We start from the raw sequence: 22,280 nt of genomic DNA on the forward strand, positions 1-22,280 counted from the left end.
GGGAGAGGGGAGATGTGCTCAAATTAAGTAACCAGATCCGGCGGAAACCTACCTCACGGCTGCGTCGCGCTCGCCCGCACCCGCTCCTCCGCCTCGCGCAGGGCCTCGGGGGTGCCGACATGAAGCCATTGCCCATCGAGGCGAAGCCCGAACAGGCGCTCGTCCGCGATGGCCCGATCGAACAGCAGGTTGAGGGAGAACGAGCCCTCCGGGGTGTCGGCGAATAGCTCGGGCTTCAGGATCGCGACGCCGGCATAGACGAAGGGCGCGACCTCGCGCTCGGCCCGGCGGGTCAGGCGCCCCTCCTTGTCCATGTGGAAGTCGCCCGGCCCGTCATAGCCGAGGCTGGTGGCGGCGGAGGCGAGCAGCAGCAGCATGTCCATCCGCTCCGGATCCCAGGCCGCGACCAGCCGGCCGAGATTCGGCTGGGGCCCTTCGAGCCAGAACGAATCGGAGTTCAGCACCATGAACGGCGCGGAGCCCAAGTGCTTGAGCGCCTTCTTCACCCCGCCGCCGGTCTCGAGCAGCCTGTCGCGCTCGTCCGAGATGGTGATGAGCGGGGCGGAGCGCCGGCGCACCAGGTGCGCCTCCATCAGGTCGGCGAGGTAGTGGACGTTCACCACCGCTTCCGGGATGCCGGCCTCGGCGATCCGGTCGAGGGCGTAGTCGACCAGGGACTTGCCGGCGACCTCGACCAGGGGTTTCGGCGTCGTGACGGTGATCGGGCGCATGCGCTTGCCGAGGCCCGCGGCCAGCACGAAGGCGCGCGTCACGGCGGGGGTCGAGATGTCGGTCATCGGAGGTTTTCGCGGACGGGCGGATCAGGAGGCGGGACAGAGGCGGGGCAGGTGCTCGGCGTACCAGGCGCGCACGCCGGAGAGCGCCGGGTGGGCGAGGTTGCGGGCGAGGTAGCCCTCGATGCGCGGCAGATGGGCGAGATAGCCCGGCTTGCCGTCGCGCCGGTCGAGGCGGGCGAAGATGCCGAGGATCTTGGTGGCGCGCTGAGCCGCGAGCACCGCGTAGGCGCGGGCGAAGCCCTGCATGTCGAACTCGGCGTCGCGCAGGCGGCGCTCGCGGGCGTAGAGGCCGAGCAGGCGCAGCTCGAACTCGGCGCTGGCATCGACGCGCGCATCCTGCAGCAGCGAGGCGACGTCGTAGGCCGGGTGGCCCAGAACCGCGTCCTGGAAGTCGATCAGGCCGATGCGCTCGATCCCGTCGCGCTCGGGCAACCAGATCAGGTTGGGCGAGTGGTAGTCGCGCAGGGTCCAGGTCCGGGCCTCGCCCTCGAGACCCTGGAGCGCCTCGCTCCACGCCGCGACGAAGCCCGCCCGCGCCGCCGGCGCCAGCGGGGCGTTGGCGACGAAGGGCGCGTACCATTCGGGCAGAAGCTCGGCCTCGAACAGCAGGGCCTCGCGGTCGTAAGCGGGCAGGACGTGGTCGCGGCCCTCGGCCACCGGCAGCACCGCGGGCAGCGTCGTGCCGTGAAGGCGCGCCAGCACCTTGACGGCCTCCGCGTAGCGCTCCGGGCGCGGCCCGTTCTGGTCGGTGACCGGCTCGCTGCCGAGGTCTTCCAGGATCAGGAGGCCCGCCTCCAGGTCCTCGCCGAGGATCTTTGGCGCGGAGAGGCCGAGCGCCCGCAGGCCGCGATCCATCGCCACGAAGGCGTGCACGCTCTCGGCGAGGTGGACGATGGCGCTGTAGGGCTTGCCGTCGCGCACCGGCGGCCCGTCGGACTTCGGCGGCGAGATCATCAGCACCGCCCTCGTACCGTCCGGGTTGGTCAGGCGCTCGTAGGCGCGGCTCGACGCGTCGCCCTGCATGTGGGTGCGCTCGGCCTCGCCCCAGCCGGACCGGTCGAGCAGCACGCGCAGCGCTCTCGCCCGCATCAGCCGGCCGCCCAGGCCTCCGCCGCCGATCAGGCGGGCGAGGCGGGCGTCGTCACCGAATTCGGGCTTGAGCGAGAGGTCGATCGCCAGCGTCGGGCCCTGGCGCGGCGGCAGCCGGTCCGGCCATTCGACCAGCGCGATCGCCCGATCGGTCATCTCGTCGAAGCCGAGCTCGACCAGCTCGTCGGGGCCGCGCAGGCGGTACAGGTCGGCATGGACCACCGCCTGTCCGGTCCGGCCCTCGTAGGGCTGGACCAGGGTGAAGGTCGGGCTCGGCACCTCGAGCTCAGGGTCGCCGAGGATCTCGCGGATCACCGCCCGGGCCAGCGTCGTCTTGCCGCCGCCGAGCCCGCCCGACAGCGCCACCAGGTCGCCGGGCCGCAGGATCTCGGCGAGGAAGCGGCCGAGATCCTCGGTCGCGCTCTCGTCCGGCAGCACGATCTCCCAGGGTGTGCGCTCGGCCATGCCCTCCTGGTCCACTCCGCCATCCTCGCTCACGGGCCCGTCCGGGGCTCACGGGCCCGTCATAGCTCATGAACCTTAACCTTTCCCGGACGGGCCGGGGCCCGCTCCGGGGACTTGCCCCCGGGATCGTCTCCCGGGACTTGCGACGCCGCGCCCGCGACGGCGCATCCAAGGTGCCGGATTTTCCGGATCCCGTCACCCGCCGGCACGAACCGGATCTCCGCGGCGGCCGCTCGCCGGCTACTCGGCCGCCGCCAGGTGGGCCTCGCCGTCGCCGACCGGGAAGGTGCAGGTGACCCGGGTGCCGGCGCCGGGAGCCGAGGCGATGTCGATGCGCCCGCCATGCAGCTCGACGAAGGAGCGCACGATCGACAGGCCGAGGCCCACGCCGCGGTGGCGGGTGCCGAGCGTGTTGCTCTCGAAGCGCTCGAACACCCGCGCCATCACCTCGGGCGGCATGCCGCGGCCCTGGTCGATCACCTCCAGCACCAGGCTGCCGCCGTCCTTGCGGGAGCAGACCCGCACCTGCTGGCCCGGGGCCGAGAAGCCGACGGCGTTGGAGAGCAGGTTGAACAGGATCTGGCGGATGCGCTTGCCGTCGGCGACGAAGCTGCCGATATCGACCGGCACGTCGAGGACGAGGGCGATGTCGGCCTCCGCCAGGCGGTCGCCGATGCCGCGCACCGCCGCCGCGATCGTGGTCTGCACGTCGACGCGCTCGCGCGTCAGCTCCATCGAGCCGGCATCGATCGAGGCGAGGTCGAGGATGTCGTTGATGATGACGAGGAGCGCCGCCGAGGAGCGCATGATGTGGTCGGCGTATTCGCGCTGGCGCGGGTTGAGGGCGCCGACGGTCTCGTCGCCGAGAAGCTCGGTGAAGCCGATGATGTTGGTGAGCGGCGAGCGCAGCTCGTAGGAGACGTGGTGCACGAACTCGTCGCGCAGGCGGGTGGTGCGCTCCAGCGCCTCGTTCTTCTCGGTCAGCGCCCGCTCGACGTTGACGCTCGCCGTCACGTCGATGTGGGTGAGGAGCGTCGCACCGTCGGGCAGCGGCTCGGCGGCGCAGTCGAGCATGGTGCCGTCCTTGAGCGCCAGCCGGCAGGCGAGGCCGTGGCGGGCGTCGACGAGGCCGGTCACCGCCTCGCGGATCAGCGTCCAGGGCTCCTCGGCCGGGCTCAAGGTCCGGCAGACCGCGATCACCTGGTCGATATGGGGCTGGACCTCCAGCATCTCGGGGGTGATGCGCCAGACCTGCGCGAAGGCGCGGTTGGCGAATTTCAGCCGCCCGTCGGTGCCGAACACCGCCACCGGCTCGCGCAGGGTGTCGAGGGTCTCGCTCTGCACCTGCATCAGCACGTTGTAGCGCGATTCGAGGTGGACCCGCTCGGACACGTCCTCGAACAGGTAGGTGAGCCCGCCCTGCGGGTTCGGGTCGGCCAGCACGCGCAGGGTCCGCCCGTCCGGCAGGTGCCACCAGGTCTCCTGCGCCTCGGCGGCCCGGTAGGCGGCGAGCACCCCGGCCTTCCAGGTGCGGAAATCCGCCTGCTCGGGCAACTTGCGGGCATTGCGCAGGGTGTCGAGGATCTCGCCGTCGAGGGGTCGGCCCTCCAGAAAGGCGGGGTCGAGGTCCCAGAGCTGGCGGTAGGCGGCGTTGTGGAAGATCAGCTGCTGGCGCGCGTCGAACATCGCGACGGCGGTGGGCAATTGGTCGAGGGTGCGGACGTTGGCGTCCATCTGGCGCTGCAGGTCGGCGCGCAGCCGCTCGAGCTCCGACACGTCCACCGCGATGCCGACGGTGCCGGCCTCGGTCGCGACCTCGGTGACGTCGAGGGTGCGGCGCTCGCCCGCCACCACGGCCGAGACCCGGAGCGGCCCGGCCGCGCCCCTGGCCCGGCGCCGTTCCGCCTCCTCCCGGGCCGCCCGCTCGAGGAGTTCCGCGCCCTCGCGCACCGCGCGGGCGACGTCGCCGGCCTCGGCGGCGGCGACGTAGGCGGCATTGGCCCAGGCGAGGCGCCCGTCGCGGCCGCGGCGCCAGACCGGTTGGGGAATCGCGTCGAGGAGGCCGGCCAGGGCCCCGAGGCCGTGGCGCGCCTCCTCCAGGGTGGCGCGCAGCGCGACCAGCTCCTGGCGCTCGCCGGTGAGCTCGCGCAGGCGCAGGAGCGCCTGGCCGCCCACCGCCTGCCCCTGCGCCTCGATGGTGCGGCCCTGCAGCGTGTGGACGGTGCGGCGGAAGCGCTCGCCGCGCCCGCGCAAGCTCTCGACGGCGTCGTCGAGGGCAGCGGCGTCGGCCGGCACGAGCCAGGCCCCGAAGGCGAGCACCCGGCGGGCCGAGCCCGGCCGCGACCCCTCCGCGGTGATGCCGACATCGCCCTCGATCCGGGGCTCGCCCCGCGAGTCCCAGGTCACAACCACCTGCGGCTCGGAGCCGAGCAGCAATTCGGCCCGGTCATGGGCGCCGCGCAGCTCGGCGAGCTCGGCGGTGAGCGTGTGCTCGCGCCGGGCCCAGCGGCCGCGCTCGCGCAGGTGGAGCAGCGACAGGATGGTGGCGAAGACCGTCAGGCCGATCAGCACCGCGACGCCGACGGCGTTGTGCGCGTGCAGGCCCGGGGCGCCCTCCGCCGCCTGGGCGGCGGCCGCAAGGCCGAGTGCCCCGCCAAGGGTGCCGCCCAATACGCCGGCGCCCGCGCGGCCGCCGAGCCGGCGCGGCGTTCGTCCAACCCCCATGACCCGTCCGTCTCCACGCGAACCGGCGCGCCGGTCCTTCGCCGGACCGGCACGCCTCACCACCTGAACGCCACGCATCGATGAAGACCGGGGCCGGCCGCCAAAGCGGCGCGGCTCCCCTCACCACAGATTCGTCCCGAGTTTAGCGCGGCGCGAATCCGCGCCGGAAGGGGTGATTTGCGGGCAGGACGCCGATGCCGGCGCGGAGCACCGTCAAGGGCACAGAAATGCCACACCTGAGGCAGAACAAAGGCGGAACCTGGTTCCATCGCCGCGCGTACAACCGCTGCGGCATAGCGCACACGCAAAAAGAAGAGCCCGGCCTCGCGGCCGGGCTCCCCGTCTCATCACTGGATGACGTGTTCGATATCAGTAACGGTAGTGATCGGGCTTGAACGGGCCGGCCTGGTTGACGCCGATATAGGCGGCCTGGTCCTCGCGCAGCTTGGTCAGCTTGACGCCGATCTTCTCGAGATGCAGCGCCGCGACCTTCTCGTCGAGGGCCTTGGGCAGGGTGTAGACCTTCTTCTCGTACTTGCCCGGGTTGGTCCAGAGCTCGATCTGGGCCAGCGTCTGGTTGGTGAAGGACGCCGACATCACGAAGGACGGATGGCCCATCGCGTTGCCGAGATTCACCAGGCGGCCCTCCGACAGGAGGATGATGCGGTGGCCGTCGGCGAACTCGATCTCGTCGACCTGCGGCTTGATGTTCTGCCACTTCAGGTTCTTGAGACCCGCGACCTGGATCTCGTTGTCGAAGTGGCCGATGTTGCAGACGATCGCCCGGTCCTTCATCGCCCGCATGTGGTCGAGGGTGATGACGTCCTTGTTGCCGGTCGCGGTCACGAAGATGTCGGCGCGCGGCGCGGCGTCCTCCATGGTGGTGACCTCGTAGCCCTCCATCGCGGCCTGGAGCGCGCAGATCGGGTCGACCTCGGACACCAGCACGCGGCAGCCGGCGTTGCGGAGCGAGGCGGCCGAGCCCTTGCCGACGTCGCCGAAGCCCGCGACCATCGCGACCTTGCCGGCCATCATCACGTCGGTGCCGCGGCGGATGCCGTCGACCAGCGATTCGCGGCAGCCGTAGAGATTGTCGAACTTCGACTTGGTGACCGCGTCGTTGACGTTGATCGCCGGGAAGAGGAGCTTGCCCTCCTTCGCGAGCAGGTACAGGCGGTGCACGCCCGTCGTGGTCTCCTCCGAGACGCCCTTGATCGACTCGGCGAGGCCGGCAAACCAGCCCTTCGGCTTCTCGGCCAGCATGCGCTTCAGGAGCGCGAAGAAGATCTCCTCTTCCTCCGAGCCCGGCTTGTCGAGGAAGGCGGTGTCGCCGTTCTCGGCGCGCAGGCCCAGATGCACGAACATCGTGGCGTCGCCGCCGTCGTCGAGGATCATGTTCGGCATGCCGCCGTCGTGCCACTCGAACAGCTTGGCGGTGTAGTCCCAGTAATCCTTCAGGGTCTCGCCCTTGATGGCGAAGACCGGGATGCCGGCGGCGGCGATCGCGGCGGCGGCGTGGTCCTGGGTCGAGTAGATGTTGCACGACACCCAGCGGATGTCGGCGCCGAGCGCCTTCAGGGTCTCGATCAGCACCGCGGTCTGGATCGTCATGTGCAGGGAGCCGGCGATCTTGGCGCCCTTCAGAGGCTGGCTCGCGGCGTATTCCTCGCGCACGGCCATCAGGCCGGGCATCTCGGTCTCGGCGATCGCGATCTCCTTGCGGCCGAAATCGGCCAGGCCGATGTCCTTGACGATGTAGTCCTGGGTGCGCGGCATCGGTGTCGTCTCCCGTGTGGGCCGGTTCGACGGGGCCTATAGCAGCCGGCCGACCAGGAGGCAATCAACATATAAAGATGTCTTTATGCGCGCGACTCGATGCGCGTGACTCGGCCGCGACCGGGCGCGGCGACGGGGCGCGTCCCCGCCTGCACGCCCGTTGCACGCCTCTTGCAGACGTCAGGCGCGTCAACGCGGCGGCCGGACGGGCCGCGCGCCTCTCCGGGATCTTTTTCATGCGTCAGCCCTCCCTCTCGCGCCGTCAGCTGCTCGCCGGAGCCTCGGCCCTCGCGGCCCTCGGGCCCACCGGCGCCGTTCTGGCCGAGGGGACGGCCTCCGGCAGCCTGACCTACGGCATCTCGCTGTTCGACCTGCCGCTCACCACCGGCCAGCCCGACCGGGGCGCCGGCGGCTACCAGTTCACCGGGCTCACCCTGTACGATCCCCTGGTCGCCTGGGAGCTGGACGTCGCCGACCGGCCGGGCAAGCTGGTGCCGGGGCTCGCGACATCCTGGGAGAGCGATCCGGCCGACCGCCGCAACTGGATCTTCCGCCTGCGCGAGGGCGTCAAGTTCCACGACGGCTCAGGCTTCGACGCCGACGCGGTGATCTGGAACTTCGACAAGGTGCTCGACGCCAAGGCACCGCATTACGACCAGCGCCAGGCCTCGCAGGTGCGCCCGCGCCTGCCCTCGGTGGCGTCGTACAGGAAGCTCGACGCCATGACGGTGCAGGTCACCACCAAGGCGGTCGACGCGCTGTTTCCCTACCAGATGCTGTGGTTCCTGATCTCGTCGCCGGCGCAGTACGAGGCGGTCGGGCGCGACTGGACCAAGTTCGCCTTCCAGCCCTCCGGCACCGGCCCCTACCGGCTCGCCGCGCTCGTGCCGCGGGTGCGCCTGGAGCTCACGCCGAACCCGACCTACTGGAACCCCAAGCGCATGCCCCGGCTGGGCAAGCTCACGCTCGCCTGCATCCCGGAGGACCTGGCGCGGGCCAACGCGCTCCTCTCCGGCAATGCCGACCTGATCGAGCTGCCGGCCCCCGACGCGGTGCCGCGCCTCAAGGGGGCGGGCATGCGGGTCACCGGCAACGACACGCCGCATGTCTGGAACTACCACCTGTCGATGCTGGAGGGCAGCCCGTGGCGCGACCTTCGCCTGCGCAAGGCCGCCAACCTCGCCATCGACCGCGAGGGCGTCGCCGCCCTGATGGGCGGCCTCGCCACGCCGGCCGTCGGCCAGGTGCAGCCGTCGAGCCCGTGGTTCGGCAAGCCGAGCTTCAAGATCGGCTACGACATCGACGCGGCGCGCAAGCTGATGAAGGAGGCGGGCTACTCGCCCCAGAACCCGCTGCGCACCAAGTTCATCATCCCGACCGGCGGCTCGGGCCAGATGCTGTCCCTGCCAATCAACGAGTTCGTGCAGCAATCCTGGGCCGAGATCGGCATCGCGCTCGAATTCCAGGCGGTCGAGCTCGAGGTCGCCTATACGGGCTGGCGCCAGGGCGCCGCCGACCCGTCGATGAAGGGCATCACCGGCAGCAACATCGCCTACGTCACCTCCGACCCGCTCTACGCGATCCTGCGGTTCTACGATTCGAAGCAGGTGGCCCCCACCGGCGTGAACTGGAGCCACTACCGCAACCCGGAGGTCGACAAGCTCTGCGACGCGGTGCGGGCGAGCTTCGACCCTGCCGAGCAGGACAGGATGCTGGCGCGCATCCACGAGATCGTGGTTGACGACGCGGTGCAGGTCTGGGTCGTGCACGACACCAACCCGCACGCCCTGTCAGCCAAGGTGAGGGGGTATACGCAGGCGCAGCATTGGTTCCAGGATCTGACGACGCTGGGGTGAGGGGCGAGTCGCGGGATGAAGGCGCGTCGGCGGTGCGCCGACGCGCAGCCGGAGCCGGGAGACCGCCTCGACGGGCGGGAATGCCAAGCAGAGTTGCGTGGCGCAACTCTGCTTGGTCTCGTGTTTTTGCATCATTTTCACCGCTGAACCGGTGACCGTTTCGGCGAATGTTGCTTAGTGTCTCTCACAAAACTCCCGATCGCCGGTCTTGCTCAGCGTGGCTGTCTCGGCGCAGCGGGAGTTGTGTGAGGTGCACTTACTTCGCTTCGGTGGCCGGCTGCGCCATGGAACGAGCGCGGAAAGCTCTGAAGGATGGGAAGTCCGGAACGGGCGGGTGGACTTGGCACCTGACCGTCGCGGGAGGAGCGCGTGTCCCGCTTGACCCTTCGGCCGCCTCTCGCCGACAACCCCATCCTCATTGCCGCATCTGCAATCCAAAGCCGAATCGTGTTCCAATCTATTGATCATTGACGGATTGAAAATACTGAACGCACACCTGCGCGCTGTCAGGCAAAATTTCTCGATATAAACAATATAGTCGATCGGCATTCACCACAAAAATTCCTGCAACATCATCTGTACGAAGTTTGCCTTAAAAATCCCAGTCAGCACGACCAAGACGCGACTGATCGGCATGGCGGGTCTGCAACGGTTCCACGATCGGCTTCGGCGATGTGTTGCATTGCACACGTGGTTGATTTTCCGCTTGCGATGACTTGAAAAACAGGTGACCATTAAATCGAGGCCTGGGGGGTCACATGGCCATTCATTTCGACATCGTCCGAGATGGCAGGCACTTCTCGGCTCGCCCTGACAAGGGAACGCCGTTCCGCATCGCGGAGAAAGTGAAATTTCGCAGCAAGAAGACTGGGGTCGAGCGGTTCGGGCTGTCCAACGACGGCACTTTCTTCGGTTCCCAAGAAGCGAAGCAGCAACTCTACACTGCAGCAGATTTCACAGACGTTTATCAGTTTTGGGCAGAATTTATCGAACCAACGGCAATTTGCGAGGGTCAGAGCTTCATCTCTTTGAACACGTACGATCGGGCGAGGTTTACGTTCGGCTTCGGTCAGCTGGCGGTCCATGTGCCGGACGGCGATTTCATCCTCTGGTTCCGCGACATGCTGCGGCGACCGGAGGCGATGGACTATTTCCCCAATCTGCAGCTTGAGAACGGACGCATCGTCAAGATCGAAGACGGCAAAAGTGTCGAGATGGAGAGCAAAGACTCGACGGAGCGGCTACAAAAGTACCTCAACCCGACCCTCGATGAGGTCGAGGACGCAGAGGTCATCGCGGCCGCCAAGCTGATCCACTGGACGACGACGCATGCCGACGCCCGGCTTCTGCAGGTTCAGCACATGGTGAACACCGCCCGTCGCCTGATGCGGGAGGCCGATCGTCGGCTCGGGCTCGATGACCGCACCGCCGACCTCTGCTGCATCATCATGGATGTCCGCCATCAGGGCCGCGCCGGATTCGACGACCTGCAGAAGGCACTTCTCGACCGCAACCCCTACGCTGCCCTGCTCGACGTCGGCAGCGACGGTCAGCCCGAACGCTGTCGCAATCTCAAGGCGGCCCTTCAACCTCGCCGGGCGGGGTTGAGGCGACGACGCTGGTCACGTGCTTTGGGCGATTTTGTCTGAGGATAACCGTGATGTCGATCCGTCTGGACCTCGCGGGCATCGCCCGTCGCGAATGGATCCGCTGGGGCGGCCCGGTCGAGAAGATCGACGGCCAGCGCCTCGGCTTCACCCACAAGAGGATGGAAGCCCAGCATCCGTTCTGGGTTTATGTCGGCGAATACTGGCGAGCGGCCGGAAGCAGCCTGGATGGCAGAGACAAGCCACCATGGTCCGGTGCCTTCATCTGCTATTGCTTCCGCGAGGCGAATGCAGGCGACCGCTTCCCGTACAGCGATAACCACTCGCGGTACATGGCCGCCATCGATGGCGGCCAGCATCCGGGTCTCACGCTCGTGGATGTCGCGACAGCGCGATTGGAGGTCGGCGATCTGCTCTGGGCCTCACGCACCGGGGACGAATGCCGGCGCCCTCCTGCCACGTTCGCCAGCGCCCATCGGGAATTGACGGCGATCCGCAACGGCACGGCGTCCACCTTCTGCAGCCATTCGGACATCGTGGTTGATGTCAGGCCGGGCGAGGTCGACGTCATCGGCGGCAATGTCTCGCAGGCCGTCACCCGGACGACCTATCGCCTCGACACCAAGGGGCAGGTCAGGGATGGGCGGCGCTCGTTTCTGGGAGTCTTGAAGAATGCGCTCTGACCAACTCCGCCTGCTCGGCACCGTCAGCCTCGTTCTCGTGACCCTCGCATCCCCGGCCGGAGCGCAGGTGACGGAGTACGAGAAGACCTGCGAAGTCTCTGCTGCCGCCACGCTGGACGAGCGTCACTTCGTCGTGGCCAACGACGAGACCGGCACGCTGACGGTGTACGACCGTGCCCGGACCGAGCCCGTCTCGCGGTTCGAGCTCTCCCCCGACATCACCGACATCGAGGGCGCGGCCAGGATCGGCAACACCATTTTCTGGCTCAGCTCGCATTCGCTTACCAAGAAGGGACATGACAAGCCCGAGCGCAAACTGCTGCTCGCCACGGCCGTCGCGGATGGCCCGGGCCTGTCGGCGGTGGGCGTCCCCTTTGCGGACCTCAGACGAACTCTCGCCGGCGCACTGGCGATGGACGAAGCCACCCTCTCGAAGGACCTCAATATCGAAGGCTTGGCGGCGACGCCTGACGGCGGCCTCCTGATCGGCCTGCGCGGTCCGCGGACCCCGGCCGGCAAGGCAATCGTGGTTCGACTCGACGATCCCTTCCGACTGGTGGGCCTCGGACGGCCAACCTCCCTGCCAGCCGTGAAGCCTGGTCCAACCTTCGTCCGCGAACTCGACCTGGCGGGCCGTGGCATCCGGAGCATGGAACGGGTTGGGGATGGCGCCAGATCCTACATCGTCGTCGCCGACTCGGAGCAAGACGCCGATCCGGATCCGCTCCTGTTCTGGTGGGACGGCGACGGTGAGGTTGCGCCCGGGCCCAAGATCGGCCCGCTGGCCGGAACGGTGCCGGAGGCGCTGGTGGCTTGGACGCAGACCCAGATCCAACTCTTCGGCGACAATGGCGATCGTTGCACGGACAAACTGAAGTTCAAAGGTCGCCGGTATTTTCCCAGTCAAACAATCGATCTCAGAAAATAGATCGCATAAAAATTTTGAATATGTAACATACTATAGCACACCACTCGACCGCAAGATACGGAGACGAATGAGAACGAATAGCTAGATATTTCCAAATATCGATGATATATTATATAGCAATGTGAACCGAGAAAGCGGGCAGTAAAGGGTGCAGCGGGCGCCGCTCACCCCGCTGCGAACACCCGCGCCACATCCCCCTCCCCCATCACCCGGACCTGCCCGGGCGCCAAATCCGCCGGCAGGTCCAGCGCCCCGACCCGGTCGCGGTGCAAAGCCGTGACGTGGTTGCCCACGGCCGCGAACATCCGCCGAACCTGGTGGTAGCGCCCCTCCGTCAGGGTCACGGCGGCGCGCGTCGGTCCGTGGACCTCGAGGGAGACCGGCAGCAGCGGCTTCTCCTCGCCCTCCAGCATCAGCGTGCCGGAGGCGAAGATGGCGCCCTCCTCGCCGCGCAGGGGTCGGTCCAGGGTCACCTGGTAGCGCTTCGACACGCTGGCCTTCGGCGAGATGATCCGGTGCAGGAGCGCGCCGTCGTCGGTGAGCAGCAGGAGGCCGGAGGTCTCCTTGTCGAGGCGGCCGACGGTCGAGAGCGGCGGCTCGCGGCGGCGCCAGCGCGGCGGCAGCAGGCCATAGACGAGGGGGCCGGCCTCCTTGTGCGAGCAGGTGACGCCGAGGGGCTTGTGCAGCATCAGGGCGACGCCCGGGAGCGGATCGAGGGGCTTGCCGCTGACGGTGAGGCGCGCCGACAGGTCGGGGTCGAGGGCGATGCGCCGGTCGGCGTCGTGCAGGGCCGCGCCGTCCAGCACCACGGCCCCGGCGCGGGCGAGCATCTGGATCTCGCGGCGCGAGCCGTAGCCGAGATTGGCGAGCAGCCGGTCGAGCCGGACCGACGGCACCTTCCCCTTCGCACTCATCGGCCCTTCGCGCTCATTTGCGCGCCTCGTGGATCTTGTAGCCGTTGGCCGCCGCCCGCGGCGTCACCTCGCGAAAGACTTCGCCGAGCGTCGCCTCGTAGGGCAGATGGGTGTTGGCGGTGAGCCAGAGCGTCCCGCCGGGGCGGAGCGCTGCAGCGGCGCGGCGGATGAAGGCCTGACCGAGCGCCCGGTCCTCGGCGCCGCCGTCGTGGAAGGGCGGGTTCATCACCACGAAGTCGAGGCGCTCCGGCACCGCGTCCGTCGCCCGAGCATCCTTCCACGCGAACGAGGCGCGGGGATCCTCCACGTTGCGCCGCGCCGCCGCGACCGCCCGGCGGTCGTTGTCGACGAGGGCCAGCGCCGTCACCGTCGGGGAGGCCAGCACGGCCCGCGCCAGCACGCCGAGACCGCAGCCGAGATCGGCGCCGCGGCCCGACAGGGGCGGCAGGTGCGCGATCAGCAGGGCGGTGCCGGGATCGATCCGGTTCCAGGAGAAGATGCCGGGCTGCGACCACAGGCCGAGTTCGGGCATTAGCCGGCCCGCGCCCTCGGCGACCGCATCGTCGAGGCCGGTCGGTGCCTCCGGCCGCACGGTTCGGACGATCCGGTGATGGCGCTTCGCGGTCTCGTCGAGCCGGCAGCCGAAGGCGGACAGCTCGCGGGCGAGGCGCGAGCCGCCCCGGTCCTTCGGGGCGAGCACGGTGAGCGGCGCACCGGCGCCAAGCGCCCGCAGGCCCAGCGCCAGGGCATGGCGGCGCTCGAGCGTGCCGGGCGGCGCCAGGACGGCGAGGCTGCCGAGCGAGCCCGGTGCCAGATCTTCAAGGGCGGTCGATCCCGGCACGAGGGGCGAGAACTGCACCGCGCCGTCCGGCACCTCGGCCAGGTCGGCGGGCGGGTGGCCGTAGACGCCCGGCCGAGGGATGAGGGAATCGGTCACGACGGATCAGCCGCGGGGGAATTCCAGGCCCATCTCGCGGTAGCGCTCGGGATCGTCGGCCCAGTTCTCGCGCACCTTCACGAACAGGAACAGGTGCACCTTCGCTTCGGCGGCCTCCGCGATCTCGATCCGGGCGGCCTGGCCGATGGCCTTGATGGTCTGCCCGCCCTTGCCGAGCACGATCTTCCGCTGGCTCTCGCGCTCGACGAAGATCGTCTGCTCGATCCGGACCGAGCCGTCGGGCCGGACCTGCCACTGGTCGGTCTCGACGGTCGAGGAATAGGGCAGCTCCTCGTGCAGCCGGTCGTAGATCTTCTCCCGGGTGATCTCGGCGGCCAGCATCCGCAGGGGGGCGTCGGAGACCTGGTCCTCGGGGTAGAGCCAGGGGCCGGGCGGCATCCGGGCGGCGAGGTCGCGGCGCAGGTCGTCGACCCCGTCGCCGGTGAGCGCCGAGATCATGAAGGTGCGCTCGAACGGCACCCGGGCGTTGACGGAGGCCGCGAGCTCCAGCAGGCGCTCGCGGGCGATCACGTCGATCTTGTTGAGCACCAGGAATTTCGGCCGCTTGAGTTCCGGCATCCGCTTGAGGATCGCGTCGACCTCCTCGTCGACCCCCTTGCGGGCGTCGATCAGCAGGCAGACCGCGTCGGCATCGGCCGCGCCGCTCCAGGCCGACGTCACCATCGCCCGGTCGAGGCGGCGCTTGGGCGCGAAGATGCCGGGGGTGTCGACGAGGATGATCTGCGACGCGCCCTCCATGGCGATGCCGCGCACCAGCGCCCGGGTGGTCTGCACCTTGCGCGAGACGATCGACACCTTGGTGCCGACGAGGCTGTTGAGCAGGGTCGACTTGCCGGCATTCGGCACCCCGATCAGGGCGACGAAGCCCGCACGGGTCTCCTTCGGGGGGCCGGCATCCTCGGCTTCGTTGGTCGTGTCGTCGGTCATTCCGTCTGCTCCCCGGGCTCGTCCCCGGTCCACAGCCCCTCGCGCGCCAGGAGCGCGCGTGCGGCCGTCTGCTCGGCCAGGCGCTTCGAGCCGCCGATGCCGATGCCGGGCGCGGCGCCGGTGACCCGGGCCTCGATGCGAAATTGCGGCGCGTGGTCGGGCCCGGCCCGCTCCACCACCACGTAGGTCGGCGTCGGCCACCCTTGTGCCTGCGCCCATTCCTGCAACGCCGATTTCGGGTCGCGGCTCCGGGTGCCCTCGGTCTGGCGACCGGCCTCGAAGGCGCGGTCGATCACCGCCTTGGCGGCACCGTACCCGGCATCGAGGAAGATCGCGCCCAGGATCGCCTCGCAGACGTCGGCGAGGATCGCCGAATTGCGGCGCCCGCCGCCATGGACCTCGCCGCCGCCGAGATTGAGGTGGGGTCCGACCTCCCAGGCATTGGCCACCATGGCACAGCTCTCGCGCCGCACCAGGCTCGACAGGCGCCGCGACAGGTCGCCCTCGTCCGCCCCCGGCAGGGCGTTGTAGAGCCCGTCCGCCACCGCGAGGCCGAGGACCCGGTCGCCTAAGAATTCCAGGCGCTGGTAGCTGTCCTGGCCGTTGGTCGCGCTGACATGGGTGAGCGCCCGCACGAGCAGGTCGCGATCGGCGAAGCGGTGGCCGATGCGCTCCTCGAGCACCGAGAGGTCGGGCCGGCGCCGGATCCCGCGCTTGCGCCGCGGCGGGGCGTCCCCCGGCGCCGGGACGGGTTCCTCGGCCTGCGGCGTGGGGGTGTCGCTCAAGCTCCTCACGCCTTTCGTCAGTGGATCGGCTTGAACAGCCGGTTCCAGCGCACCGTCCACGGCCAGTTCCAGACCTGCCAGGCGGCGGCGCCCTCGTCGATCGAGAAGAAGATCACCTCGGCCCGGCCGATCAGGTTCTCGAACGGCACGTAGCCGACATTGCCGAGGTCGCGGGAATCGGTGGAGTTGTCGCGGTTGTCGCCCATCATGAAGAAGTGGTTCGGCGGCACGGTGTAGACCTGGGTGTTGTCCCACAGGCCGCGGTCGCCGTCGCGCTCGATGATCTCGTGGGTGACGCCGTTGGGCAGCGTCTCCTGGTATTGCGGCACCAGGGTCGGCTGGCCGAAGGCGTCGGTGGTCGAGTAGTCGGCGATGCGCTCGCGCTTCACCGGCCGGCCGTTGATGTTGAGCACGCCCTCGATCACCTGGATCCGGTCGCCCGGCAGCCCGATCACCCGCTTGATGTAGTCGGTGGCGTTGTCCTTCGGCAGCTTGAACACCACGATGTCGCCGCGCTTGGGCTCCGCGCCCCAGATCCGGCCCTTGGCCTCGAACGGCAGGTACTCGCTGAGCGGCAGGGAGTACTTGGAGTAGCCGAGCGAGTACTTCGAGACGAAGAGGTAGTCGCCGATCAGGAGGGTCGGGATCAGCGAGCCGGACGGGATGTTGAACGGCTGGAACAGCAGGGTGCGGACCACGACGGCGATCAGGAGCGCCTGGACGCCGACCTTGACGGTCTCCTTGATCGAGTCCCAGAGGCCGGCCTCCTTGCCGCGTTTCAGGTCCTGGTCCGTGCGTGCGCGATCCATGAGTCCATCTCTCCGGCGGTCCGTGCAGAATTCGCCTGGGCACCCGCCGATAGCACGCGGCCGGCTCTTTGCGCGGTGCGGGGGGTCTAGACCAACGCTTGCCCCACCGCAACGCGATGGTGCAGGCCTTCGCGAATCACGTCTCCGGCAGCGCCTCGATGACCACGAAGGCCTGGGCGAGCGGGGGGTCGTCGGTCAGCGTGACGTGGACGACCGGGCGGTGGCCCGGCGGCATCAGGGCGGCGAGGCGCTCGGCCGCGCCGTTCGCGAGCCGCAGGGTCGGGCGGCCGCCGGGCAGGTTCACCACCTCCATGTCGCGCCAGAACACGCCGTGGCTCATGCCGGTGCCGAGGGCCTTCGAGCAGGCCTCCTTGGCGGCGAAGCGCCGCGCGTAGGACGGCGCGCGGGCGGCGCGCCGGTCGCTGCGGGCGCGCTCGCCCTCGGTGAAGACCCGGTGCGTGAAGCGGTCGCCGAACCGCTCCAGCGAGCGCTCGATGCGGCGGATGTCGCAGAGGTCGGAGCCGATGCCGACGATCATGCGGCGCGTCCCGGGCGGCCGGCCTCCATCGCGGCCCGCATCGCCCGGATCGACGCGGCGAGCCCGTCGAACAGCGCCTCGGCCATCAGGGCGTGGCCGATATTCAGCTCGCGCACCTGCGGCAGCGCCGCCACCGGCCCGACGCTCTCGACCGTGAGCCCGTGGCCGGCATGGATCTCGAGCCCGAGGGCGCCGCCATGCTCGGCCGCGCGGGCGAGCCGCGCGAGCTCGATCCGGATCCGGTCGCGATCGCCCGCGATCACCGCCTCGCAATAGGTGCCGGTATGCAATTCGACCACGGGGGCGCCGAGGGCGCGGGCGGCGTCCATGACGTGCACCTCCGGCTCGACGAAGAGCGAGACCCGGATCCCCGCCTCGCCGAGCTGCCGGATGACCGGGGCGAGGTGCTCGCGCCCGCCCACGATGTCGAGCCCGCCCTCGGTGGTGCGCTCCTGGCGCTTCTCCGGCACCAGGCAGGCGGCATGCGGCTTGAGGCGCAGCGCGATCCCCAGCATCTCGTCGGTCGCCGCCATCTCGAAGTTCAGCGGCCGGTCGATCTCGCGCATCAGCCGCTCCACGTCGGCGTCGCGGATGTGGCGGCGGTCCTCGCGCAGGTGGGCGGTGATGCCGTCCGCCCCGGCCGCGATCGCGACCTTCGCGGCGCGCACCGGGTCCGGCATCGTGCCGCCGCGGGCGTTGCGCAGGGTGGCGACGTGATCGACGTTGACGCCGAGGCGGAGGGGTGACGCGGGCATCGCACGGGCTCCAGGGCTCATGGCCCGCGATGTAGCGTGGCCCGGCGGCCGTCGCCAGCCGGCGCGCCGCCGGACGGCCTCCGCCTCAAGGCCGCCTTGCATCCGGGACGGCCTTGCCTCCTGCACAACACTCCCCCGCAAAGCGCGGCGGGAGCCCGGCCGCCGCCTGGACACCCAGCCCGGTGCGCCGCACTGTGCGCCCTCCGCGGCGCGGGCCCGGATGCCGCCCGGCGCGGCAGCGCCCCGCGCCGCGACAACCCGACGACCGATGCTCGGGCGGGCCGCCGCGCCTGCCCCGGAGGCCCACGATGTCTGCTCGACGGCTCGACCGCGGCGGTGACGCGCCCGCCCGGCTGCCCCTGCCGCCCCGCCCCCACAACTTCGCCGCGTTCGTCCGCCATCCGGACCCCGTCCTGCCGGAACCCGTGGCTTCGGCCGCGGTTGCCGGCAGGACGCGTCGCGTGACCGTACGAGAGGCCCTCTTGCCAGGCACCGTCTTGCCAGGACACATCCTGCCCGGACTCCAGCGGATGATCTTCGCGGCCTTCGCGGCGCTCTCGGCCGTGACGGTCGCCGGGGCGCAGCAGGGCTCGGCGCCCGCGGACGCGCAGAAGCCCCCGGCGGCGATGCCGGCCCAGACGGCCCCGGCCGCGACTCCGACCGCCCAGGCTCCGGTGCCGCAGGCTCCGGCGCCGCAGGCGCCCGCGAACGCGGCCCCGGCGAATCCCGCTGCCGCGCCCGCCGCGCAGGCCCCGACGGTTCCGCCCGGCACCCCCGCCACGGTGCTGGACACGCAGGACTACGACGGGGTGCTGGGCAAGCCGGTGCGCAGCGCCGCCGGCGAGGATATGGGCCGGATCATCGACATCATCGTCGACAAGGACGGCCGGCCCCGGGCGGCGATCATCGATTTCGGCGGTTTCCTGGGCGTCGGTTCGCGCAAGATCGCGGTCGACTGGCGCGCCCTGCACTTCTCGGCCGACAACAAGCCCGGCCGCGCGGTGCTGCAGCTCAACCGCAACCAGGTGCGGGTCTCGCCCGAATACAAGCCCGGCGACCCGATCGTGGTGCTCGGGCCCGCCGGCCCGGTCCCGGCGCCCGCCACGGCCGCCGCTCCGCCGGCATCGGCCGTGCCCGCTCCCGCCCCGGCGCCGGCGGCGCCCGGGTCGGCAGCGCCGGACGCCGACCAGGCCACGGCGCGCAACCCCCCGGACAAATGACGCGACCGCGCCAGGTTCACCGCCGCCCCCTCGCCCACCGTGACCGGGAGGTCCCTCGTTCCGAGATGCGACCGGACCTCCGTCAGGACCCGAGGCAGGACGCGCCAAGGCAGGATCCGCCAAGGCCGGATTCGCCGCGCCATGACCCGGCCCGCGACCGGGGCGGCCTCCCTGCGGGCCGGCGGCGGGAGAAGCCGGCGCCGTCGCTCACCAGCACCCGCGGCCTCGACGCCTTCACGTTCTTCGTCGCCAACCTGCAGACCGGGTTCGGCCCGTTCGTGGCGGTCTACTTTACCTCCCAGAGCTGGACCCAGTCCGATATCGGCCTGGTGCTGACCATCGGCGGCCTGTTCAGCCTGTTCGGGCAGGTCCCGGGCGGTGCCTTCGTCGACTGGGTGCGCTCGAAGCGCTTCGTGGCCGCCCTGTCGGTGGCGGTGATCGGCGCCTCCGCCGCCGGCCTCGCCCTGTTCCCGACCTTCCTGATCGTCGCGCTCTCGATGGCGGCCCACTCGATCGCGAGCTGCACGCTGACGCCGGCGATCGCCGCGATCAGCCTCGGCCTCGTCGGCCACGCCGCCCTCGGCGAGCGGCTCGGGCGCAACGCCCGCTTCTCCTCGATCGGCAACGCGCTCGCCGCCGCCGGCATGGGCGCCTGCGGCTACTATCTCTCGAGCGAGGCGGTGTTCTACGTCACGGCCGCCCTGGCGCTGCCGACGCTCGCCGCCCTGTGGTTCGTGCGCGCGAGCGAGATCGACGTGGTGCGCCCGCAAGCGCCCGAGGGCGGCGAGGCGCCGGGCGGCTGGGCGAGCCTGAAGCTCCTCGTCACCAACCGGGCGCTCCTGTGCTTTTCCGCCTGCATCACCCTGTTCTTCGTCGCCAACGCGGCGATGCTGCCGCTCGTCGGCAGCGTGCTCACGGTGCGCACGAGCCAGACCGCCACCATCCTGATCGCCGCCTGCATCATGGCTCCGCAACTGGTGATGGCACTGATCGCCCCGGCGGTCGGCCGTGCCGCCCAGGCCTACGGGCGCCGGCCGCTCCTCGTCATCGGCTTCGCCGCCCTGCCGATCCGCGGCCTCCTGTTCGCCTATACCGACGCGCCCGAGCTGCTGGTGGCGGTGCAGATCTTCGACGGCATCTCGGCCGCGGTGCTCGGCGTGATGGTGCCGCTGATCGTGGCCGACTGCACCCGCGGCACCGGCCGCTTCAACATGGCGCTCGGGGCGGTCGGCACCGCCATGGGCCTGGGGGCGGCGGCGAGCACCACGCTGTCGGGCTACATGGCCGACCATTTCGGCTCCCACGCCGCCTTCCTGGGCCTCGCCGCGGTGGCCTTCGCGGCCTTCGTGCTGGTGGTGCTGATCATGCCGGAGACCCGGCGGCCGGCGGCGAAAACCACCGGTTGAGGGATGGGTGCGCTGCAGCGCCGCTCAACTCCCGTTCAGGATCGGCGGATTACACGGCGGGCAGCATCGTTCGCCTGCAACATAAGGTGACGCTTGCGCGTTGCGAGAATCGGGTGGGGTTTGCGGACGAGATGCGGGGAGATCGCGGCGGGGTTCTTGCATCCCGTCTCTCCCCCGACCGCTGGCCGCACGCGTGCGAAGAACCGGGATCGATCGCCACGATGGATGACCTCTGCGCGTACGCCAACCGGCCCTGGGCCTTCGTGGCCCGCTACCTGCGCCGCCGCATCGTGCCCCACGCGGCCATCCTGGTCGCGGTCCTGGGCGCCGTGGCCTGCTCGGTCAGCACCCAGTACGGCCTGAAGGGCGTGGTCGACGCCCTCGGCAAGGGCCCCGAGGGCAACACCCTGATCTGGCCGGCCCTCACCGTCCTGATCTGCTTCATCGCCGCCGACAACATGCTGTGGCGGGTGGCGAGCCTGATCGCCAGCTTCACCTTCGTGAACGTCACCGGCGACATCCGGCGCGACCTCTTCCGGCACCTGACCGGCCACTCGCCGTCCTACTTCGCCGACCGGCAGCCCGGGACGCTCGCGAGCCGCATCACCGCGACCTCGAACGCGATCTTCACCGCCGAGAACATGTTCGTGTGGAACGTGATGCCGCCCTGCGCGGCGGCGTTCGGGGCGATCCTGTATGTCGGCAGCGTCAGCGTGCCGATGGCGCTCGGCCTGCTGGTGATCTGCGGCGGCGTGGTGGTGCTGATGTTCCGCATCGCCGCCGCCGGCAAGCCGCTGCACCACGACTTCGCCGAGAAGGCCGCCTCCGTCGACGGCGAGATGGTCGATCTCGTGAGCAACATGCCGCTCGTGCGGGCCTTCTCGGCCTACAAGCGCGAATTCGCCCGCTTCGACCAGACCATCGGCACCGAGATGAAGGCGCGCCGCCGCTCGCTCCTCTACCTCGAGCGCCTGCGCATCATGCATGCCTTGATCACCGTGGTGGCGGTGCTGGGCCTGCTGTTCTGGGCAATCAAGATGTGGGAGGCGGGCGCGGCGACCGCCGGGCAGGTGGTGCTGGTCTGCACCCTCGGCATCACCATCCTGGCCGCCACCCGCGACCTCGCGGTGGCCCTCGTCGACGTCACCCAGCACACCGCCCGCCTGTCGGAGGCCCTGCGCACGCTCCTCCAGCCGCACGACCTGCGCGACCACCCGGAAGCGAAGCCCCTCGTCGGCGAGGGCGCCCGCATCACCTTCGAGGGCGTCGCCTTCAACTATCCCGACGGGCGCGAGGTGTTCTCGGCCTTCGACCTCGACATCCAGCCCGGCCAGCGCGTCGGCCTCGTCGGCCGCTCCGGCGGCGGCAAGTCGACCCTGTTCACCCTGCTGCAGCGCTTCTACGACCCGCAGGGGGGCCGCATCCTGATCGACGGCCAGGATATCGGCCGGGTCACGCAGGAATCCTTGCGCGAGGCGATCACGGTGGTGCCGCAGGACATCTCGCTGTTCCACCGCTCCCTGCGCGAGAACATCCGCTACGGCCGGCCCGAGGCCACCGACGAGGAGGTCTGGGCCGCGGCCGAGGCCGCCCGCTGCACCGACTTCATCAGCGACCTGCCGGGCGGCTTCGACACCATCGTGGGCGACCGCGGCGTGAAGCTCTCGGGCGGCCAGCGCCAGCGCATCGCGGTGGCCCGCGCCATCCTGAAGGACTCGCCGATCCTGCTCCTCGACGAGGCCACCTCGGCCCTCGACACCGAGTCGGAGGAGGCGATCCGCGAGGCGCTCGGCAACCTGATGAAGGGCCGCACGGTGATCGCGATCGCGCACCGGCTCTCGACGCTGAAGGATTTCGACCGGATCGTGGTGCTCGACGGCGGCCAGGTGATCCAGGACGGCGCCCCCGACCGCCTCGTCCACCTCGACGGCTTCTACCGCGACCTGATCCAGCGCGAGACCATCAAGCTGTCGCGCGAGGCGGCCTGACGGGCTCGCGGCCTCGTCGCTCGGGGAGGTAGGGGCTCGCGTCGCGGTGAGCCCC

18 protein-coding genes are annotated in these 22,280 nt (G+C 70.2%); 7 read left to right on the top strand and 11 right to left on the bottom strand.

Annotation, left to right across the window (positions count from 1 at the left end; genetic code table 11):
* Window positions 1-53: 53 nt before the first annotated feature.
* The 4 genes from EU555_RS26765 to ahcY form a co-directional block, all read right to left on the bottom strand.
* Complete coding sequence (locus EU555_RS26765) at window positions 54-797, bottom strand: nucleotidyltransferase family protein (protein ID WP_135418439.1); 744 nt, start codon at window positions 795-797, stop codon at window positions 54-56.
* A gap of 24 nt (window positions 798-821) precedes the next feature.
* Complete coding sequence (gene tsaE / locus EU555_RS26770; protein WP_205821002.1) at window positions 822-2,351, bottom strand: tRNA (adenosine(37)-N6)-threonylcarbamoyltransferase complex ATPase subunit type 1 TsaE; 1,530 nt, start codon at window positions 2,349-2,351, stop codon at window positions 822-824.
* 240 nt (window positions 2,352-2,591) lie between these two features.
* Window positions 2,592-5,075 (bottom strand): sensor histidine kinase, encoded by a 2,484-nt coding sequence (locus EU555_RS26775; RefSeq protein ID WP_135418441.1) that lies wholly within the window; start codon window positions 5,073-5,075, stop codon window positions 2,592-2,594.
* Between the two features lie 369 nt (window positions 5,076-5,444).
* The gene (gene ahcY, locus EU555_RS26780) at window positions 5,445-6,851 is read right to left on the bottom strand and encodes an adenosylhomocysteinase (RefSeq protein WP_135418442.1); all 1,407 of its coding nucleotides are present in this window, start codon (window positions 6,849-6,851) and stop codon (window positions 5,445-5,447) included.
* 236 nt (window positions 6,852-7,087) lie between these two features.
* On the opposite strand from ahcY, the gene EU555_RS26785 reads away from it, so the two are divergent.
* The 4 genes from EU555_RS26785 to EU555_RS26800 all read left to right on the top strand — a co-directional run bounded on the left by EU555_RS26785 (window position 7,088) and on the right by EU555_RS26800 (window position 11,925).
* The gene (locus tag EU555_RS26785) at window positions 7,088-8,707 is read left to right on the top strand and encodes an ABC transporter substrate-binding protein (RefSeq protein ID WP_135418443.1); all 1,620 of its coding nucleotides are present in this window, start codon (window positions 7,088-7,090) and stop codon (window positions 8,705-8,707) included.
* Between the two features lie 758 nt (window positions 8,708-9,465).
* Entirely contained in the window at window positions 9,466-10,356 is an 891-nt protein-coding gene (locus EU555_RS26790) for a hypothetical protein (RefSeq protein WP_135418444.1), read from the top strand.
* Window positions 10,357-10,367: 11 nt separating this feature from the next.
* Window positions 10,368-10,997: a DUF2272 domain-containing protein gene (locus tag EU555_RS26795; RefSeq protein WP_135418445.1), complete on the top strand. Its 630-nt coding sequence runs from the start codon at window positions 10,368-10,370 to the stop codon at window positions 10,995-10,997.
* A complete protein-coding gene (locus tag EU555_RS26800) occupies window positions 10,987-11,925 on the top strand; it encodes a DUF3616 domain-containing protein (RefSeq protein WP_135418446.1) in 939 nt (312 codons plus the stop codon). Before EU555_RS26795 ends, EU555_RS26800 begins: the two co-directional genes overlap by 11 nt.
* Before the next feature lie 164 nt (window positions 11,926-12,089).
* Here EU555_RS26800 and EU555_RS26805 read toward each other — a convergent pair whose 3' ends face one another.
* The 7 genes from EU555_RS26805 to EU555_RS26835 all read right to left on the bottom strand — a co-directional run bounded on the left by EU555_RS26805 (window position 12,090) and on the right by EU555_RS26835 (window position 17,611).
* Complete coding sequence (locus EU555_RS26805; protein ID WP_135418447.1) at window positions 12,090-12,839, bottom strand: pseudouridine synthase; 750 nt, start codon at window positions 12,837-12,839, stop codon at window positions 12,090-12,092.
* Between the two features lie 13 nt (window positions 12,840-12,852).
* Complete coding sequence (locus EU555_RS26810) at window positions 12,853-13,776, bottom strand: class I SAM-dependent methyltransferase (RefSeq protein WP_205821000.1); 924 nt, start codon at window positions 13,774-13,776, stop codon at window positions 12,853-12,855.
* Between the two features lie 6 nt (window positions 13,777-13,782).
* On the bottom strand, window positions 13,783-14,724 hold the full coding sequence (gene era / locus EU555_RS26815; protein ID WP_135418448.1) for a GTPase Era: 942 nt from the start codon (window positions 14,722-14,724) through the stop codon (window positions 13,783-13,785).
* Window positions 14,721-15,431: a ribonuclease III gene (gene rnc, locus EU555_RS26820; RefSeq protein ID WP_245524521.1), complete on the bottom strand. Its 711-nt coding sequence runs from the start codon at window positions 15,429-15,431 to the stop codon at window positions 14,721-14,723. The genes era and rnc overlap by 4 nt, the downstream gene beginning before the upstream one ends.
* Window positions 15,432-15,526: 95 nt before the next feature.
* Entirely contained in the window at window positions 15,527-16,318 is a 792-nt protein-coding gene (lepB, locus tag EU555_RS26825) for a signal peptidase I (RefSeq protein ID WP_135418450.1), read from the bottom strand.
* 136 nt (window positions 16,319-16,454) lie between these two features.
* Window positions 16,455-16,856 carry a holo-ACP synthase gene (gene acpS, locus EU555_RS26830; protein WP_135418451.1) on the bottom strand — a complete coding sequence of 134 codons (402 nt, stop codon included), beginning with the start codon at window positions 16,854-16,856 and terminating at the stop codon, window positions 16,455-16,457.
* The gene (locus EU555_RS26835; protein WP_135418452.1) at window positions 16,853-17,611 is read right to left on the bottom strand and encodes a pyridoxine 5'-phosphate synthase; all 759 of its coding nucleotides are present in this window, start codon (window positions 17,609-17,611) and stop codon (window positions 16,853-16,855) included. Before EU555_RS26835 ends, acpS begins: the two co-directional genes overlap by 4 nt.
* 530 nt (window positions 17,612-18,141) lie before the next feature.
* Here EU555_RS26835 and EU555_RS26845 point away from each other — a divergent pair.
* From EU555_RS26845 to EU555_RS26855, 3 genes are all read left to right on the top strand, one after another.
* Complete coding sequence (locus EU555_RS26845; RefSeq protein ID WP_425375156.1) at window positions 18,142-18,831, top strand: PRC-barrel domain-containing protein; 690 nt, start codon at window positions 18,142-18,144, stop codon at window positions 18,829-18,831.
* A 65-nt stretch (window positions 18,832-18,896) separates the two neighbouring features.
* The gene (locus EU555_RS26850) at window positions 18,897-20,237 is read left to right on the top strand and encodes an MFS transporter (RefSeq protein WP_425375157.1); all 1,341 of its coding nucleotides are present in this window, start codon (window positions 18,897-18,899) and stop codon (window positions 20,235-20,237) included.
* Between the two features lie 221 nt (window positions 20,238-20,458).
* The gene (locus EU555_RS26855; RefSeq protein ID WP_135418456.1) at window positions 20,459-22,225 is read left to right on the top strand and encodes an ABC transporter ATP-binding protein; all 1,767 of its coding nucleotides are present in this window, start codon (window positions 20,459-20,461) and stop codon (window positions 22,223-22,225) included.
* Window positions 22,226-22,280 lie beyond the last annotated feature (55 nt).

It is taken from the genome of Methylobacterium nonmethylotrophicum (assembly GCF_004745635.1).
GTDB classification, from domain to species: domain Bacteria; phylum Pseudomonadota; class Alphaproteobacteria; order Rhizobiales; family Beijerinckiaceae; genus Methylobacterium; species Methylobacterium nonmethylotrophicum.

Coding starts and splice junctions, on each gene's coding strand:
- EU555_RS26855 (WP_135418456.1), top strand. CDS start 20,459: ATGGATGACCTCTGCGCGTACGCCAACCGGCCCTGGGCCTTCGTGGCC.
- acpS (WP_135418451.1), bottom strand. CDS start 16,856: ATGATCGTCGGCATCGGCTCCGACCTCTGCGACATCCGCCGCATCGAG.
- tsaE (WP_205821002.1), bottom strand. CDS start 2,351: ATGGCCGAGCGCACACCCTGGGAGATCGTGCTGCCGGACGAGAGCGCG.
- EU555_RS26790 (WP_135418444.1), top strand. CDS start 9,466: ATGGCCATTCATTTCGACATCGTCCGAGATGGCAGGCACTTCTCGGCT.
- EU555_RS26805 (WP_135418447.1), bottom strand. CDS start 12,839: ATGAGTGCGAAGGGGAAGGTGCCGTCGGTCCGGCTCGACCGGCTGCTC.
- EU555_RS26775 (WP_135418441.1), bottom strand. CDS start 5,075: ATGGGGGTTGGACGAACGCCGCGCCGGCTCGGCGGCCGCGCGGGCGCC.
- EU555_RS26800 (WP_135418446.1), top strand. CDS start 10,987: ATGCGCTCTGACCAACTCCGCCTGCTCGGCACCGTCAGCCTCGTTCTC.
- EU555_RS26850 (WP_425375157.1), top strand. CDS start 18,897: ATGCGACCGGACCTCCGTCAGGACCCGAGGCAGGACGCGCCAAGGCAG.
- EU555_RS26765 (WP_135418439.1), bottom strand. CDS start 797: ATGACCGACATCTCGACCCCCGCCGTGACGCGCGCCTTCGTGCTGGCC.
- EU555_RS26845 (WP_425375156.1), top strand. CDS start 18,142: ATGATCTTCGCGGCCTTCGCGGCGCTCTCGGCCGTGACGGTCGCCGGG.
- era (WP_135418448.1), bottom strand. CDS start 14,724: ATGACCGACGACACGACCAACGAAGCCGAGGATGCCGGCCCCCCGAAG.
- lepB (WP_135418450.1), bottom strand. CDS start 16,318: ATGGATCGCGCACGCACGGACCAGGACCTGAAACGCGGCAAGGAGGCC.
- EU555_RS26835 (WP_135418452.1), bottom strand. CDS start 17,611: ATGCCCGCGTCACCCCTCCGCCTCGGCGTCAACGTCGATCACGTCGCC.
- EU555_RS26785 (WP_135418443.1), top strand. CDS start 7,088: ATGCGTCAGCCCTCCCTCTCGCGCCGTCAGCTGCTCGCCGGAGCCTCG.
- ahcY (WP_135418442.1), bottom strand. CDS start 6,851: ATGCCGCGCACCCAGGACTACATCGTCAAGGACATCGGCCTGGCCGAT.
- EU555_RS26795 (WP_135418445.1), top strand. CDS start 10,368: ATGTCGATCCGTCTGGACCTCGCGGGCATCGCCCGTCGCGAATGGATC.